This window comes from Ensifer sp. NM-2 (genome assembly GCF_003024455.1).
GTDB classification, from domain to species: domain Bacteria; phylum Pseudomonadota; class Alphaproteobacteria; order Rhizobiales; family Rhizobiaceae; genus Ensifer; species Ensifer canadensis.
In genome coordinates this window covers 57,340-73,732 of record NZ_PVZR01000011.1, presented here as the reverse complement: position 1 = coordinate 73,732, position 16,393 = coordinate 57,340, and the positions used below count along the sequence as shown (strand labels likewise).

The 16,393-nt window shown below is 61.5% G+C and carries 15 protein-coding genes; 14 read left to right on the top strand and 1 reads right to left on the bottom strand.

What is annotated here, in order from left to right; genetic code table 11:
* Positions 1-59 precede the first annotated feature (59 nt).
* Positions 60-1,820, top strand: coding sequence for an arginine--tRNA ligase (argS, locus tag C6558_RS21405; RefSeq protein WP_057205041.1), 1,761 nt, complete (start codon positions 60-62; stop codon positions 1,818-1,820).
* A gap of 6 nt (positions 1,821-1,826) precedes the next feature.
* Here the strand turns inward: argS and C6558_RS40910 are convergent, their stop codons facing one another.
* On the bottom strand, positions 1,827-2,327 hold the full coding sequence (locus C6558_RS40910; RefSeq protein WP_245317818.1) for a hypothetical protein: 501 nt from the start codon (positions 2,325-2,327) through the stop codon (positions 1,827-1,829).
* A 63-nt stretch (positions 2,328-2,390) separates the two neighbouring features.
* On the opposite strand from C6558_RS40910, the gene C6558_RS21400 reads away from it, so the two are divergent.
* The 13 genes from C6558_RS21400 (at position 2,391) to C6558_RS21340 (ending at position 16,392) form a co-directional block, all read left to right on the top strand.
* Positions 2,391-4,949 carry an SPOR domain-containing protein gene (locus C6558_RS21400; RefSeq protein WP_245449192.1) on the top strand — a complete coding sequence of 853 codons (2,559 nt, stop codon included), beginning with the start codon at positions 2,391-2,393 and terminating at the stop codon, positions 4,947-4,949.
* Between the two features lie 141 nt (positions 4,950-5,090).
* Positions 5,091-6,107: a beta-N-acetylhexosaminidase gene (nagZ, locus tag C6558_RS21395; protein ID WP_107027687.1), complete on the top strand. Its 1,017-nt coding sequence runs from the start codon at positions 5,091-5,093 to the stop codon at positions 6,105-6,107.
* A gap of 84 nt (positions 6,108-6,191) precedes the next feature.
* Positions 6,192-7,010: a ScpA family protein gene (locus C6558_RS21390; protein ID WP_051509162.1), complete on the top strand. Its 819-nt coding sequence runs from the start codon at positions 6,192-6,194 to the stop codon at positions 7,008-7,010.
* On the top strand, positions 7,003-7,731 hold the full coding sequence (gene scpB / locus C6558_RS21385) for an SMC-Scp complex subunit ScpB (RefSeq protein ID WP_025426852.1): 729 nt from the start codon (positions 7,003-7,005) through the stop codon (positions 7,729-7,731). Before C6558_RS21390 ends, scpB begins: the two co-directional genes overlap by 8 nt.
* 88 nt (positions 7,732-7,819) lie before the next feature.
* A complete protein-coding gene (locus tag C6558_RS21380; protein ID WP_025426853.1) occupies positions 7,820-8,932 on the top strand; it encodes an ABC transporter ATP-binding protein in 1,113 nt (370 codons plus the stop codon).
* A gap of 94 nt (positions 8,933-9,026) precedes the next feature.
* Positions 9,027-9,233 carry a twin-arginine translocase TatA/TatE family subunit gene (locus C6558_RS21375; RefSeq protein ID WP_025426854.1) on the top strand — a complete coding sequence of 69 codons (207 nt, stop codon included), beginning with the start codon at positions 9,027-9,029 and terminating at the stop codon, positions 9,231-9,233.
* 74 nt (positions 9,234-9,307) lie between these two features.
* Complete coding sequence (tatB, locus tag C6558_RS21370; protein ID WP_025426855.1) at positions 9,308-9,967, top strand: Sec-independent protein translocase protein TatB; 660 nt, start codon at positions 9,308-9,310, stop codon at positions 9,965-9,967.
* Entirely contained in the window at positions 9,964-10,806 is an 843-nt protein-coding gene (tatC, locus tag C6558_RS21365; RefSeq protein ID WP_025426856.1) for a twin-arginine translocase subunit TatC, read from the top strand. The genes tatB and tatC overlap by 4 nt, the downstream gene beginning before the upstream one ends.
* Positions 10,807-10,853: 47 nt before the next feature.
* The gene (gene serS, locus C6558_RS21360) at positions 10,854-12,137 is read left to right on the top strand and encodes a serine--tRNA ligase (protein ID WP_025426857.1); all 1,284 of its coding nucleotides are present in this window, start codon (positions 10,854-10,856) and stop codon (positions 12,135-12,137) included.
* 16 nt (positions 12,138-12,153) lie between these two features.
* Positions 12,154-12,924, top strand: coding sequence for a 5'/3'-nucleotidase SurE (surE, locus tag C6558_RS21355; protein ID WP_057205034.1), 771 nt, complete (start codon positions 12,154-12,156; stop codon positions 12,922-12,924).
* The gene (locus C6558_RS21350; RefSeq protein ID WP_025426859.1) at positions 12,921-13,574 is read left to right on the top strand and encodes a protein-L-isoaspartate(D-aspartate) O-methyltransferase; all 654 of its coding nucleotides are present in this window, start codon (positions 12,921-12,923) and stop codon (positions 13,572-13,574) included. Before surE ends, C6558_RS21350 begins: the two co-directional genes overlap by 4 nt.
* Before the next feature lie 474 nt (positions 13,575-14,048).
* Positions 14,049-14,693 carry a hypothetical protein gene (locus C6558_RS21345; RefSeq protein WP_025426860.1) on the top strand — a complete coding sequence of 215 codons (645 nt, stop codon included), beginning with the start codon at positions 14,049-14,051 and terminating at the stop codon, positions 14,691-14,693.
* 151 nt (positions 14,694-14,844) lie between these two features.
* Positions 14,845-16,392: a peptidoglycan DD-metalloendopeptidase family protein gene (locus C6558_RS21340; RefSeq protein ID WP_025426861.1), complete on the top strand. Its 1,548-nt coding sequence runs from the start codon at positions 14,845-14,847 to the stop codon at positions 16,390-16,392.
* The last annotated feature ends 1 nt before the right edge of the window (position 16,393 follow it).

The following is a 16,393-nucleotide window of genomic DNA, read 5'->3' as shown; positions in this document are numbered from 1 at the left end:
CGGGCCTCCTTTTGAGTTTTGCACCGACCATATTCTGTCGGGAAAAGCGGACGGATCAGATGAATCTCTTCACGGACTTCGAATCAAGAATTAAGGATATTCTCGAAACGCTTGATGTCGTTCGAGAAAAGCGATCCGAACTTGACTTCGCCCGTATCAATGTCGAGCCGCCGCGCGACCCCAGCCATGGCGATGTCGCGACCAATGCCGCGATGGTGCTTGCCAAACCGCTGGGCATGAATCCGCGCGCGCTTGCCGATCTGATCGTCGAGAAGCTCAAGCAGGACCCTGAGGTCACCGATGTTTCCGTTGCCGGTCCAGGCTTCATCAACGTGCGGCTTTCCGTCTCCTACTGGCAGAAGCTGTTGACCGCGATGGTTCGCACCGGTGCGGACTACGGCCGCAGCACGACCGGTGCCGGCCGCAAGGTCAACGTCGAATACGTGTCGGCCAATCCGACCGGGCCAATGCATGTCGGCCATTGCCGCGGTGCCGTCGTCGGCGACGCGCTTGCGAACCTGCTAGCCTTTGCCGGCTACGAGGTGACCAAGGAATATTACATCAACGACGCCGGCTCGCAGATCGATGTGTTGGCGCGTTCGGCCTTCCTTCGCTACCGGCAGGCGCTTGGCGAGGAGATCGGCGAGATCCCGTCGGGCCTCTATCCCGGCGATTATCTCGTACCCGTCGGCGAGGCGCTGGCCGACGAGTTCGGCACGAGCCTGCGGCTGATGCCCGAGGACAAGTGGATGCCGCTGGTCAAGGAGCGCACTATTGATGCGATGATGGTCATGATCCGCGAGGATCTTGCCGCCCTGAACGTCACCCATGATGTCTTCTTCTCGGAGCGGACCCTGCATGCCAATGGCGCTGCCAAGATCCGCACCGCGATCAACGACCTGACCTTCAAGGGCCACGTCTACAAGGGCACGCTGCCACCGCCGAAGGGCCAGCTGCCGGAGGACTGGGAAGACCGGGAGCAAACGCTGTTCCGCTCGACCGAGGTCGGCGACGATATCGACCGGCCTTTGATCAAGTCGGATGGCAGTTATACCTACTTCGCTGCCGACGTTGCTTACTTCAAGGACAAGTTTGACCGCGGCTTCGACGAAATGATCTATGTGCTCGGCGCCGACCACGGTGGTTACGTCAAGCGGCTTGAGGCGCTGGCACGCGCGGTGTCTGGCGGTGCGTCGAAGCTGACTGTACTGCTTTGCCAGTTGGTCAAGCTCTATCGCGAGGGTGAGCCGGTCAAGATGTCCAAGCGTTCCGGTGACTTCGTGACGTTGCGCGACGTCGTTGATGAAGTCGGACGCGATCCGGTCCGGTTCATGATGATCTACCGGAAGAACTCCGAGCCGTTGGATTTCGATTTTGCGAAGGTGACAGAGCAGTCCAAGGACAACCCGGTCTTCTACGTGCAGTACGCACATGCGCGTTGCCGGTCTGTCTTCCGTCAGGCTGCGGACGCTTTCCCCGAACTCGACCTGTCCACCGTCGATTTTGCCGGCGCAATCAATGGCCTGATCGTCGATCCGGCGGAGCTGCAGCTGGTCGCCAAGCTCGCAGAATATCCGCGCGTCGTGGAGGCTGCGGCACTGGCGCAAGAGCCGCATCGCATCGCGTTTTACCTTTACGATCTTGCCGCTGCCTTCCATGGACACTGGAACAAAGGTAAAGAGAATCCGGAATTACGTTTTGTTAACGATAAAAATAGAGAATTAAGTACTGCCAGACTCGGGCTGGTGCATGCTGTCGCTTCCGTACTGAAGTCGGGCCTGTCCATTACAGGCACCTCTGCACCGGAAGAAATGCGATAAGTATTGTCACCATTTTCCCACAATGCACTGGCAAGTGAATGCAGGCAATTGTGAGTGGAGAGCATGGCAGACAAACAATTCGCACGAAGCGGGCCGGCTGAATTCGATGTATTGGCAGACGATGATCCGTTGGCCGAACTCGCCCGGATCGTCGGCTACGATGCCCGGCCGGCTGTCCAGCAGTTGCAGGAATTGCAACGCCACCAGGAAGCCGTCCGGCAAGATCCGACGTTCGATCTCGAGGAAGAGCTCCTTCGAGAGTTCGATACCTATGATGCGCCGCGCGCGGCAGATGTTCAGCCGGACAACGATCCAGTTGAAACTGTAGCTGCGCCCGCAGAAGAGCTTCAGCAGGTCGAGCCGGTGCTTGAATTTGCGCCAGCCGAGTTTGCTGTGGCCGAATCGGCGCCAATCGAAGATGCGCCGGCGATTAAACCGGAGTATCAGCCGGTCGAACTCGCAGAGACATGGCCAGAGGCCGCTCTTGAAGAAGTCGACCGCGGCCACGCCGAATTCGTTGCGGTTCCCGAGGCGACGTCCACTTCGATCACTGACGTAACGGGATACGACGTGGTTTCGGAAGCGGTCGAGCCGACCTTCGATCTGGAACGCGAACTCGAGCTCTCGCTCGGTGACGTCGATCTTTCTCCGACGGCCGAGATTGCGCCGATCAAACAGCACGTTGGTGCACCTGAAGAATGGCATGCGCCGGTCGAGGACATTTCGTTCGACGTTTCCGATTTCGCCGATCAACTGGCAACAGAGCAGGCCTCGCTGTCCGTCGAGCCAGCCTTCGAAGTGGCTCCGGCCGCCGAGGCCAGCAACGCCTATGCGTCGGACAATGCCTATTCGTACGAACCGACAGTGATCGAGCAGGTCGCTCCGGTTGCCGTAGAGCCGGCTTTCGAACCGGCTCCGGCTGCCGAGGGCAGCAACGCCTATGCGTCGGACAATGCCTACTCGTACGAACCGGCAGTGATCGAGCAGGTCGCTGCGGTTGCGGCAGAGCCGACAACAGATAACGCCGTCGATGAGCTTCTTGCCGATATCGAGCGGTTTCCGGTACCGGCTGCGACCGGCCTGGTCGCCGCTGCAGTTCACACTCATCCTGCGATTCATGCGCGGGCCGAGCCGGCTGTCGTGGCTGCGCCACCTGTCAAGAAGAGCCCCTATCCCTTCACGCCGACGTTCAGTCGCGCCACCCCGGTCGCTTCGCCCTCGGGTGCCGGCCAGCAGCGCGCCTTTGCTGGTCCGATCGTCTCGTCGATCCCTGCTGCCGCAGCACCTGTAGCCGCCGCACCGGTGGCCGCAGCGGTTGCGCCAGAGGCTGTCGTCGAGCCCGCTCTTCCGGCTACCGAGCCGGAGAACGAGCCGAGCTTCGACATCGAGAACTTCGAAATGGAGCTCTCGGATGTGGCGATGGAAATGGAGCTTCCGGAATTCGACGCTTCTGAGGATATCGCCGCCGCAGTGCAGCAGCCGGTTTTCGCCGCTATCGAGCAGGAGCCGGTACAGCATGAAGAGCCCTTCGTAGCACCGTCGGTCGCAGCTGCGCCCTTAGAAATCGAAGAGCCGCCGGTTGAAAGCGTTCTGCCGTTCGATCCGTCGATGATCGCTGAAGCCGATACCGGCGTCGCACCGATCGCCGATATGGATGTACCGCAACTGCCGGTCATCGAGACAGAAAAGCCGGTCGCTTATCCCGCCGACTACGATCTCGATATCGACGCGGAAATGGCCCAGCTCTTCGGGACGCCGGCACCATCCGTCAGGGAGACGCAGGCTCGCCCCGTCGAGGCTCGTGAACCTGCACGCTCCGCGCCGGCAGCCAAGCCGGCCGCATCGCTCGGCGCAGCACCGATGGATGATTTCGACGAGTTCGAGAAGGCAATGGAAGAAGACTTCCGTCGCTCGATGGTCGAACGTCAGAACACGCCGCGCGAATCCGAGCGCGCTCAGCCTATGTCCGGCCAGGCCGACGCCGGTGTTTATAACGAATACGGCTCCGGTCGCCGCTCGCAGCGCACAATGCTGCTCGCTGCAAGCGTCGCCGGCATCATCATTCTCGGTGGTGCAGGCGTCTACGCCTGGATGGGTGGCAGCGATGCCGTTTCGTCCGGCGAGGGTCCGAAGATCATTCTCGCCGACAAGTCCCCGGTAAAGGTCGTGCCCGAGGAAAAGGGCGGGAAGACCGTGCCGAACCAGGACAAGGCCGTCTATGACCGCGTTGCCGGTGCTCAGGGCACGGGTCCTCGGCAGGAGGCACTCGTCTCCTCGACCGAGGAACCGATGGACGTCGTCCAGCGGACGCTGACACCGGAAAACCTGCCGAATGACGGCAGCGATGAAGCGGATGCTCTGGGTGCTTCACCGAATGCGGACGAGGAGTCTGCCCGCCTTCTGCCTGGTGACGGTGCTGCCGTGCCGGCTGATCAGGAAGAGGACAAGGCTCCCGCAGTCGCGCCGCGAAAAGTACGCACGATGATCGTCAAGCCGGACGGCACGCTCGTCGCCCGCGAAGAGCCGGTTGCTGAACCGGCGACGGAAGTTGCTGGCAACACCCAGCCGGTTCCGGCAACGGCTTCGGGTCAGGTTGCGGCGTCGGGCACTGAGGGCCAGGCGACAGCCACGGGCGCCGGTTCCGAACTTCGCGCAGCCGGCAAGGCACTTGCAGGTGCCGACCAGGTCGCACTTGCTGCCGCGAGCGACGCCACGGTAAACGCCGCTGGCGTTGAGGCACCGCTGCCTCAGACCCGCCCGACCGGGCAGGCTGGCAACGTGGCTGGCGCCGTACCTGAAAGCGCAAGCGCACGTCCGGCGGAAACGCAGGCCGCCGCCAACCCTGCAACGGATACCCAGCAGGTTTCGACGGCATCAGTGCCGGCTGGCACCTACTTCATCCAGGTGGCGTCGCTGCCCTCCGAGGCCGAAGCGAAGAAGTCCTACAACAGCCTTTCGAACAAGTTCGGAAGCGTTATCGGTGGTCGCGGCGTGGATATCCGCAAGGCGGAGATCGCGGGTAAGGGCACCTACTATCGTGTCCGCATCCCGGCCGGTTCGCGCGAAGAGGCCAATGCGCTTTGCTCGCGCTACAAGGGCGCTGGTGGCAGCTGCCTCGTGACCAAGTAGTCACAGCAGCAATATTATCCCCAGAGGGGCGCGGCAGAGATGCCGCGCCCTTTCACGTTTCAGTGACAGTAGTCTGTGCATGACGCGCACCGATAGCTATTCTCGCTTCGCTGTGGGCAAGCCGCGCATTATGCTTTTGGCATGAGCGAATCAAAAGCATTTATCTCCGGCTGCAAGGGTCTTTCTCTTTCGAGCGAAGAGCGCAGCTTCTTTGATGGCGAGCGGCCCTGGGGCTTCATCCTCTTTGGCCGCAACATTGGCGAGGAACAGCAGATTTCCGATCTGGTCGCGGCGCTACGTGACAGTATCGGCAATCCCGCGGCACCCGTGCTGATCGACCAGGAAGGCGGACGTGTTCAGCGCATCCGGCCGCCGCTTGTTCAGCAGTATCCGAATGGTGCGGCGATCGGCGAGATCTACCGCCGTGATGCCGAGGGCGGTTTGCGTGCGGCCTGGTTGATGGGGCGGCTGCATGCGTTCGATCTGATGCGGTTCGGCATCACCGTCGATTGCCTGCCGGTGCTCGACGTGCCGGTTCCCGGCAGTCACGATGTGATCGGCAATCGCGCCTATGGACACGATCCGCAGAGTGTCACGGCGATCGGTCGGGCGATGGCGGAAGGCCTTAAGTCCGGTGGCATGCTGCCGGTAATGAAACATATGCCCGGCCATGGCCGCACTTTCGTCGATTCCCACCACAGCCTGCCGGTGGTCAGCGAAACCTTCGACGAGCTTGCCAAGAGCGATTTCCTGCCCTTCATCGCCATGAAGGACGAGGTCATGGCGATGTCGGCGCACATGGTCTTCACGGCGATCGATCCGGACAATCCGGCAACGACCTCGGCCAAGGTTGTGCGTGAGATCATCCGCGGCCATATCGGTTTCGACGGGTTGTTGATGTCCGACGACGTTTCGATGAATGCGCTGGCCGGCGACATGTCCACCCGCGCGCGCAACATCACCGACGCCGGACTTGATCTCGTCTTGCATTGTCATGGCATAATGGACGAGATGAAGGCTGTAGCGGATGTCGTCCCGGTTCTGGCCGGAGAGACATTGCGCAGGGCAAGGGCCGCAGAGGCCGCCTTCCGCAAGCCTGATAATGCGAACGAGCAGGAACTACGTGCCGAATTCAACAGCCTGTTCGCGACGGTTTGAGGACGGGTACGGCCGGCGGGAAAGGATCAGGCTGTCGTGAGCAACGCGGGTGAAAAGCAAGGCAGGTCCGGGGCGAAAGCGCCGATGGATCCCTTGTGGCAGGACGAGACTGCGGAGCGCGGATTGCACGAAGAGGCGCTGGTCATCGACATCGCCGGCTTCGAGGGCCCGCTCGATCTGCTCCTCCATCTTGCTCGCAGCCAGCGGGTCGATCTTGCTCGCATCTCGGTGCTGGCATTGGCCGAACAATACATCGCCTTTGTCGAGCGGGCGCGCAGCATCCGCATCGAACTGGCCGCCGACTATCTCGTCATGGCGGCTTGGCTTGCCTATCTCAAGTCGCGGCTGCTGATCCCGCAGCAGGCGAAGGATGATGGTCCCTCCGGTGAGGAAATGGCATCGGCGCTGGCGTTCCGGCTGAAGCGCCTCGAAGCCATGCGCGAGGCCGCCACCCGGCTGATCAACCGAAACCGCCTCGGCCGCGATGTTTTCGTGCGTGGTGCGCCGGAGCATATCGTCACCGAGCGGAAGTCGGACTATGACGCTTCGCTTTACGATCTGCTGACCGCGTATGCGAGCTTGCGGCAACGGACAGCGATCACGCAAGTGACGATCGAAAAGCGCCACGTCTGGTCGCTCGCCGATGCGCGATTGATCCTGGCACGCATGATCGGCCATCTGGACGATTGGACCGCGCTCGATCACTTCCTGTTGCGTTACATGACGACGCCGAAGGAGCGGGCGACGGCCATCGCCAGTTCCTTTGCCGCCTCGCTGGAAATGGTACGTGAGGGGCGCCTGGAAATCCGCCAGGAAGAAGCGTTCGCGCCGATATATCTGCGGCGTGGGCCGAACCCGATCGATGCGGCGACGCTCGCCGATATGGAGGCAGCCCGTGGCTGAGCCGCAGAAATACCTCCCGGACGTGACAGACGAAGACGGCGAGAACGACGGCCTTGTGTTCGATCCGCGCATGGAGCAGGAAACCGAGCGAATTGCCGAAGCGCTGGTGTTTGCCTCCGCGCAGCCAATCTCCGAGGCTTACATCGCCACCCGCCTGCCGCGCGGTGCCGATGTCCCGCGCATCATGGCGCGATTGAAGGCGCTTTATGCAGGCCGTGGCGTCAATCTGGTGCAGGTGGCCGATCACTGGGCGTTCCGCACGGCCGCCGACCTGTCCTTCGTCGTGCAGACGGATGAGAAGGAGGTTCGCAAGTTGTCGCGCGCCGCGCTAGAGGTTCTGGCGATCATCGCCTACCACCAGCCGGTTACCCGCGCCGAAATTGAAGACATTCGCGGTGTGCAGACATCCAAGGGCACGCTGGATGTGCTGATGGAGGCGGGCTGGGTCCGCTTCCGTGGCCGCCGCCGCACGCCCGGGCGTCCGGTCACCTTCGGAACGACACGCGATTTTCTCGACCACTTCGGCCTGGAGGAACTGCGCGACCTGCCTGGCATCGAGGAGTTGAAGGGAGCGGGGCTTCTCTCCGGCCGCGTTCCGTCCAACCTGCATATTCCCGTGCCCGTCGGCGAAGATGACCTGGCGGAAAACGAGGATCCGATCACCCAGCTCGATCTGGAAGAACTGGGGCTCTTGACTCCGAAGGGCGAAGAGGCCGATTAAAAAACCTGATTGGAGATATCGGCTTTCTCCATCGAGCCTGCACCCGGCATGGTCGCCGCGGTGCCACCGGTGTCAAGGAATACGCAGCATGGTTTCAGATACGCAGGACGGGCCCGTCATGGCAACGCGACGGACGGCGGGCGTATCTTTCGCGGCGAGCCTGACATTCGAGGATATCCACCACAACTACCATTCCAAGGAGACTATCAAGGGCGTCAGCCTGGCGGCCAAGGCCGGCGAGGTCCTTTGCCTGCTCGGCCCCTCCGGTTCCGGCAAGACGACGCTGCTGCGGATCGCCGCCGGCATCGAGATGCAAAGCGCCGGCCGCCTCCTGCTTAACGGCCAGGAGATTTCTGGCCCGTCGGTCTTCTTGCCGCCGGAAAAGCGCGGTGTCGGTCTGATGTTCCAGGACTTTGCGCTGTTTCCGCACATGACGATCCGCGACAATGTTCGCTTTGGGCTGACGGCGCTTCCGAAGAAAGAAGCGCTGATCCAGGCCGACGCAGCCCTGGAACGGGTCGGTCTTTCGCATTACGGAGATCGTTATCCCCATGTGCTTTCGGGTGGCGAGCAGCAGCGTGTGGCGCTCGCCCGTGCGCTCGCGCCGCGGCCTGCTGTGCTGTTGATGGACGAACCGTTCTCCGGGCTCGACTCGCGGCTCAAGGATTCGATCCGCGCCGATACGCTCGCCATCCTCAGAGAGACGCGTGCCACCGCGATCGTCGTCACGCATGATGCCGAGGAAGCGATGCGCATGGCCGACCGGATCGCTCTGCTCAAGGATGGGCGCCTGGTCCAGGTCGGCACCGCCGACGAGCTTTATCGAGAGCCACGGGACCTGTTTGCCGCCGGTTTCTTTTCGGAAATCAACGTGTTCGACGCCCAGGTGCGCAACGGTCGCGTCGATACGCCGCTCGGCGGCGTGGATGCCAGCAAGTACCGCGATGGCCAGCGCCTTTCCGTGGCCGTGCGGCTTTCGGGGCTGCGTGTCGGCAAGGACGAAGGCGACATACAGGCGCGGATCGTCTCGCGCCGTTTCATCGGCGTTGTCGAACTGCTCGAACTGGCTGTGGCGGGCTGCGATGGAACCGTGCGCGCCCGTATCCGCGCGGACCAATTGCCGCAAGGATTGCGCGATGTAATGCTTTCAGTTAACGAGCGGGATATATTGCTGTTTGAAAAAGATGTTCCGACATCTTAGGGTCTGTGGCGAAAAGAGGCTGTGCTGGTGGCGCGCCTGAAAATTGACACGCGAATAGGGCCTAAATCGGGGAAGGCTCAGAGGGAGTAAACGCATGGGTTCCTTTAGTATCTGGCACTGGCTGATCGTTCTGGTCGTGGTGCTGTTGTTGTTCGGTCGCGGCAAGATTCCGGAACTGATGGGCGACGTTGCCAAGGGCATCAAGAGTTTCAAGAAGGGCATGAACGACGACGACGTCGCTTCCGCCGACAAGCCGCTCGACGGCAAGACTGTTGATCACAAGTCTGACGAAGTTCGCTAACGATCGAGCACCGATAGCGCCAGGCTGGGATTACCTCCCGGCCGGCCGCACCACGGGTTTGCAGGACATATCGAATGCTTGATATCGGCTGGACCGAGCTAGTCGTCATTGCCATCGTACTGATCGTTGTTGTCGGACCGAAGGATTTGCCGCCGATGTTGCGCGCCTTTGGCCGCATGACGTCGAAGCTGCGCGGCATGGCGTCGGATTTCCGCCAGCAATTCGATGAGGCGTTGCGTGAGGCGGATCTCGAAGACGTCCGTAAAACGATCAGCGACGCGCAAAGCCTCAATCCGGCAAATGCGCTACGTGACGCGATGAACCCGTTGCGCCAGATCGGCAACGAGATCAAATCCGATCTCCAGAAGGCCGCATCACCAGACAAGGCGCCCGTATCCGCTGCAGAGCCGCCAGTTTCCTCCGTGGAACCGGTTGCCGTTGGCGCGGCCGAGGCAAAGCCAGCCAACAGCATTGCGGCCGCGGCGATTGGTTCTGCCAGCCGGCAAATGCAGCGTGCCGAAGCTTCTGAGCCTGCGGCAAAGCCGAAACGGGTAACGAAGGCCAAGGCAGACGCTACGCCCGCGCCCAAGAAGGCCTCACCGGCGAAGGCGGCAACCGCCAAATCTGCACCCGCCAAGACGGCTGCAAAGAGGCCTTCCAAGGTCGAGGCAGAGCAGCCGAAAGAAAAAACACAAAAGACACGCGCGGCAACGCGCAAGAAAGGTGACGTATGAGCGGCGATATCGAGGACCGGCCGCAGCCGCTGATCGAACATCTGATCGAGCTCAGAAAGCGGCTGATGTGGGCCGTTGGCGCGTTCTTCATCGCCTTTCTCGTCTGCTTCTACTTTGCCAAGGGTCTCTTCAACCTTCTGGTGCTGCCGTTCAAATGGGCGGTCGGTTGGGCCGGGATGGATCAACGCAATGTCGAGCTGATCTACACTGCTCCGCAGGAGTTCTTTTTCACCCAGATCAAGGTGGCGATGTTCGGCGCTCTCGTGATCGCCTTTCCGGTGATCGCGTCGCAGATCTACAAGTTCGTCGCCCCCGGCCTCTACAAGAACGAGCGTGCGGCATTCCTGCCGTTCCTGATTGCCTCGCCGCTCCTGTTCCTGCTCGGTGGCGCGCTCGTCTATTTCTTCTTCACGCCGATGGTCATGTGGTTCTTCCTGGCGATGGAGCAGGGCGGTGACGAGGGGCATGTTGCAATCCAGCTTCTGCCCAAGGTCTCGGAATATCTGAGCCTGATCATGTCGCTGGTCTTTGCTTTCGGCCTCGTGTTCCAGCTGCCGGTGGTCACCACGCTTCTGGCCCGCGTTGGCTTCGTCAGCGCACAGGGACTTGCCGAGAAGCGCAAATACGCGATCGTGATTGCCTTCATTGTCGCGGCCGTCCTGACACCGCCGGACCCAGTCTCCCAGATCGGCCTTGCACTGCCCGCCATCCTTCTCTACGAAATTTCGATCTATACGGCGCGACTCGTCGAGAGACAGCGGGCAGCGGATGCGCTCAAGCGTGAGGCTGCCCAGTCGCAGGAAGAAACTTCCGAAGAGGTTGGCCCCGCAAAGGGCTGAGCATTCGACGGTTCCGCGCCGTGACCTGCAAAACGCGTGGAACGACAATGCTTGATATCAAATGGATCCGTGAGAATGCCGATGTGCTGGATGCCGCCCTGGCGAAGCGGGGCGCGGAACCATCGTCTGCGTCGCTGATCGCCATCGACGAACGTCGCCGCACAATCCTTCAGTCGCTGCAGGACATGCAGTCGCGCCGCAACGCGGCGTCGAAGGATATCGGCGCGGCCATGGCACAGAAGAACAATGAGCTCGCCGAAAAGCTCAAGGCCGAAGTTGCCGAACTGAAGAATTCAATGCCGGCGCTCGAGGAAGAGAGCCGCCAGGTCGAAGCCGAACTGAACGACGCCCTGTCGCGTCTTCCTAATATTCCGCTCGACGACGTCCCTGTTGGTTCGGACGAGGCGGGCAATGTCGTGACACGGGTTATCGGTGCCAAACCCACCTGGAACCACCAGCCGCGCGAGCATTTCGAAGTCGGCGAGGCGCTCGGGCTGATGGATTTTGAGGGAGCCGCGCGCATTGCCGGATCCCGCTTCACCATCCTGAAGGGCCAGCTCGCCCGGCTCGAACGCGCGCTCGGCCAGTTCATGCTCGACCTGCACACCCAAGAGCACGGCTATACCGAAGTACAGCCGCCGCTATTGGTGCGTGACGATGCGATGTACGGCACCGGCCAACTGCCGAAATTTGCCGAAGACCTGTTCCGCACAACCGACGATCGCTGGTTGATCCCGACGGCGGAAGTGCCATTGACCAACATCGTGCGCGAGCAGATCCTCGATGGCGAAAAGCTGCCGTTGCGCTTTACCGCGTTGACCCCGTCCTTTCGTTCGGAGGCCGGTTCTTCGGGCCGCGACACGCGTGGCATGCTGCGCCAGCACCAGTTCAACAAGGTCGAACTCGTGTCGATCACCGATGCCGAGACGTCCGTTGCCGAGCATGAGCGCATGACTGCCTGCGCCGAAGAAGTGCTGAAGCGTCTGGGTCTGCACTACCGCGTGATGACGCTTTGCACCGGCGACATGGGCTTTGGCGCCCGCAAGACCTACGATCTCGAGGTCTGGTTGCCGGGACAGGACACATATCGCGAGATTTCGTCCTGCTCGGTCTGCGGCGATTTCCAGGCGCGGCGCATGAATGCGCGTTACCGCAACAAGGAAGACAAGGGCACAAGGTTCGTTCACTCGCTGAACGGTTCCGGCGTCGCCGTCGGCCGCGCCCTGATCGCCGTTATCGAAAATTACCTGAACGCCGACGGCTCGGTTTCGGTGCCGGATGTATTGCTTCCCTATATGGGCGGCCAGAAACGTATCGAAAAAGCTGCCTGACGGGAAAGAAATCGCAATGCGGATCCTGCTGACAAACGACGATGGCATCCACGCCGAAGGCCTTGCGGTCCTCGAGCGGATAGCCAAGACGCTTTCCGAGGATGTCTGGGTGGTGGCGCCCGAGGCCGATCAGAGCGGTCTTGCCCATTCGCTGACGTTGTCGGAACCGCTGCGCTTGCGTCAGATCTCCGAGAAGCGTTTTGCGCTCAGGGGCACGCCGACTGATTGCGTGATCATGGCTGTGCGCAAGGTGCTGGACAGCAAGCCGGATCTCGTCCTATCGGGCGTCAATATCGGCGCCAACATGGCTGACGACGTCACCTATTCCGGCACCGTCGCCGGTGCGATCGAGGGAACGCTGCAGGGCATCCGCTCCATGGCGTTGAGCCAGGCCTACAGCCACGTCGTCGGCGAGGCGGTGGCCTGGGACGTGGTCGAGCGTCACGCGCCTGCGTTGATCCGCAGCCTGCTGGCAGTTGATCTTCCTGATGGTACGTTGCTCAACCTCAACTTCCCGAAGTGCTCCGCCGATGCCGTCGCCGGCACCGAAGTGACTTCGCAAGGCAAGCTCGACTTCGGTCTTTCCATCGACGAGCGTGCCGACGGTCGCGGCTTTCCCTACTTCTGGCTGCGTTTTGGCGAGCGCTTCGGTGATTTTCGCGCCGGTACCGATATCCACGCGCTTCGTGAAAACCGGATCTCGGTGACGCCGCTCAAGCTCGACCTGACCGACTATTCAGTGCAGGACCGTCTGGCACGGGCCTTGAGCGAAGGGACCGTCGCTTGAGCGGACGTGTTTCGGAACAGGAAGGCTTTGCGGCGATGGTCTTGCGGCTGCGCGCCGAAGGCATCAGCAACCAGGGCCTGCTGAACGCGGTCGAGCAGACGCAGCGCGGCCATTTCGCGCCGCCGCAGTTCCAGGCGGACGCTCATTCGCAGCGGACGATCCCACTCGACTGCGGCTCGTTCATGGAAGGCTATGACTTCGCCGTCCGGCTGTTGCACTGCCTTAACCTCAAGTCCGGGCAGCGCATCCTCGAGGTGGGAACCGGCAGCGGCTTTACCGCTGCAGTGATGGGCCGCATCGCCGAGCGCGTGCTGACAATCGACCGCTACCAGACACTCGTCTCCACTGCGCAGAAAAGCCTGGAAAAGTCGGGTGTGCGCAATGTCATCGTCCGCCATGCCGATGGCAGTGCCGGAGTACCGGGCGAGGGCACGTTCGATCGCATCTTGATTACCGCTGCGTTCAACAGCCTGCCGCGCATGTTCTCCGACCATCTCGTGTCCGGCGGAACGCTGGTCGTTCCGATCATGATGAGCGAAACGCATTGTCGCATCGTTCGTGTCAGCCGCACCGGCAGCCGCTTCGATCGTGAGGATCTGTTCGACGCGCCTTACCTTCCGATCGTTCCGCAACTGGCGTCTTACCTCTAGGTTAGCAACCCACTTGCGTGATCTGTGCTGTCCCGCTACGGCTTGGAGCCCAACCATGCACATTCATGTGGGGGAATTGGAGCATGGCGCGGCTCGTCAGAGCCGTGCTCACGGATCGTGACGTCTCAGGACACTACAGCGCCGCGCGTCTTATTAGACGCGCAAAGGTCGCTGTAGCACTTTGAATTGCTGCATGTTTTTATCCTTAAATCGAATGCGATTTAAGAAAACATGCAGTAGGCATGGCGGCTCTTTTAAAAGTGCGACGCAGAGATCCTCGTCGTGGCCACGTGATGAGGGCGGGCGGATCGCCCCGACGACCGTCTATTGGTTAACAAAATCCTAATCTCTCCAGTTTCGCGCAAGCTTCGCGCCATACGCCTTCGGCTGCACGAAAGGTTTGGCCTTGCGAGTCGCTGAATTTCTATGCGGTTCGGAAAGGCGATCTGGTCGTGCGGTTGACGGAGACGGCACATGCAGATTGCGAACAGGCTGACGGCCGCGGCATCAGGCGATGGACTGGGCAACCTTGCCGGCCGTGCGGCGGGGCAATCCGGCGCAGGCGGTAAGGATGAAAATGCCGCTCAGGCGATGCAGGCCACGTTCTTCGATCCGACGCCGCGGATTTCGCTTTCCGCCGATGCGCTGCTTTATCTCAGTCAGAACAGAAGATCCTCCGACGGCCAACCGGCCCTGACGCGCGACGAGTGGAACAACCGCCTGTCGCCGCAATTGGCCTTGCGGGAATACCAGGCGTTCGGAAAGTTCCTGGAGACCGGTGATCACAGTGGCTACTACAAGGGCTTCATCGAGTACTATGATGGCCTGCGGTCCGAGGACCAGCATAGCCTGCGCTATTTCGGGACGCGTGAGGCGGCTGTCGCCGGGCTACGCTCGCTCGAATACGATCAGGCAAGCGGCCTTGATGGAGAGACGACGTTCCAGACGCTGGTGAGCGTGCTTCTCGAGGAAGACAAGACTGCGCAGTCGGAAGCTCCCGCAGCGCCGGCTGGACGCCAGATTTTTGCCTGGGATCTGACAAGCATTAGCTATGAGGGCGAGCCAACCGAGCGGCGTGCCGTCTCCGAGATCGAACGCCTCTATTCCGAACTGATCTAAGTTTGCAGCGCCGCTAAGGCGAGCCTTTGCACCGGTCTATGGTTAGCATTCTGTCAAACTAGGTCTTTGGTGGTGTCGCCCTTAACCGTGCGGTAACTCTAATACGCTTTAATCATCCCACATCGAGTTGCGTTCGGAGTGGGTAAGCGTCATGCGTCAGTTTGTATCTCCCAAGGTTGGAAAGTCCACGATCCGCCTGTGTGCAGCAGTTTTGCTGGCAGGCGTTGCCACAGGGTGCAGCTCCGACGCCAGCCGTTTCGACGGCTTGTTTTCGCGATCGGACACGCTGACGACCAGCTCAATTCAGAGAAATACCACGCCGGTGCCGCGCGGCGATGTCGACAGCGGCCAGATGGCTGTTGTCTCTCCGGCCGATACGCGCAACTCGGCTCTCGGGCAGCCTTATCCCGCGGCGAACGGTGGCTACGATCCGGTCAATACGGCGTCGACGCCGGTCTCCAGCGCCCGCGCCGCCTCGACGCCGATGAGCGTGCAGCGTTCGACCCTCGCCGATCCGACGGCGGCCTCCAGCCAGCGTATTGATCCGCAACCGTTCCCAGCCGCACGCCAGGTCGAGCAGGTCTCCACGGCCACGCGTCAGGCATTGCCCGCTGCCGTCAACGATACTGCGAGCAAGAGCGGCTGGACGACGCAGAATGCTCCCTCGATCATGGTTCGCCAGGGCGACAGTGTGTCCATTCTCTCCAAGCGTTTCGGTGTTCCTGAAAAGGAAATCCTGAAGGCCAACGGATTGAAGACCGCTGGACAGGTCGAGCCCGGTCAGCGCCTGGTGATCCCGACCTTCGGTGTTGCGAGCAGTGCCGCGAAGGCTGCCGCGTCCAACACGATGACCGATCTGGATGGCAGCAAGCGCCAGCCATCGCCCTTGCCGACCGATCAGCGCGATGTCGCAATCCTGCCCGGTCAGTCGCAGTCCCGCGATAAGAGTGCAGGCAAGACGGATGTTGCTGCAGGCAAGGTCGCTTCGACGGGCGAGGGCAGCGGCAACGGCTCGTACACCGTCAAGCCGGGTGATTCCCTCAATCGTATCGCCAAGGCAACGGGTGTTTCGGTCGGCGCCCTCAAGCAGGCCAACGGCCTGACGGCAGAATCGATCCGTGTCGGCCAGACGTTGAAGGTGCCGGGCGCAGCGACCGACCAGGTGAAGACGGCATCGGTTCCGCCCAAGAAAGCCGAAGGTCAGGTCGCCGCGCTCGACAAGAGCAAGCCCGCCGAGTACCAGCCTCCCGTTGCCAAGCAGAGCGTGTCCGAAGTCGCCAGCAAGACCCCTGACGTTGACGAGGAATCGCCGAAGTCGACGGGTATCAGCAAGTATCGCTGGCCGGTACGCGGCGCGGTCGTTGCCGGCTACGGCGCCAATGTCGATGGCAACCGCAACGACGGCATCAACATCTCCGTGCCCGAGGGCACGCCGATCAAGGCAGCTGAAAATGGTGTGGTCATCTACTCCGGCAGCAGCCTGAAGGAACTGGGCAACGCCGTTCTCATCCGTCACGACGACGGCACGGTCACCGTCTACGGCAATGCTTCCGAACTGAAAGTCCAGCGCGGCCAGAAGGTGCAGCGCGGCCAGACGCTCGCGGCATCCGGTATGACCGGCCGCGCAAGCCAGCCGCAAGTCCACTTCGAAGTGCGCAAGAACGCCAGCGCCGTGAACCCGGCCACGTTCCTGGAATAGG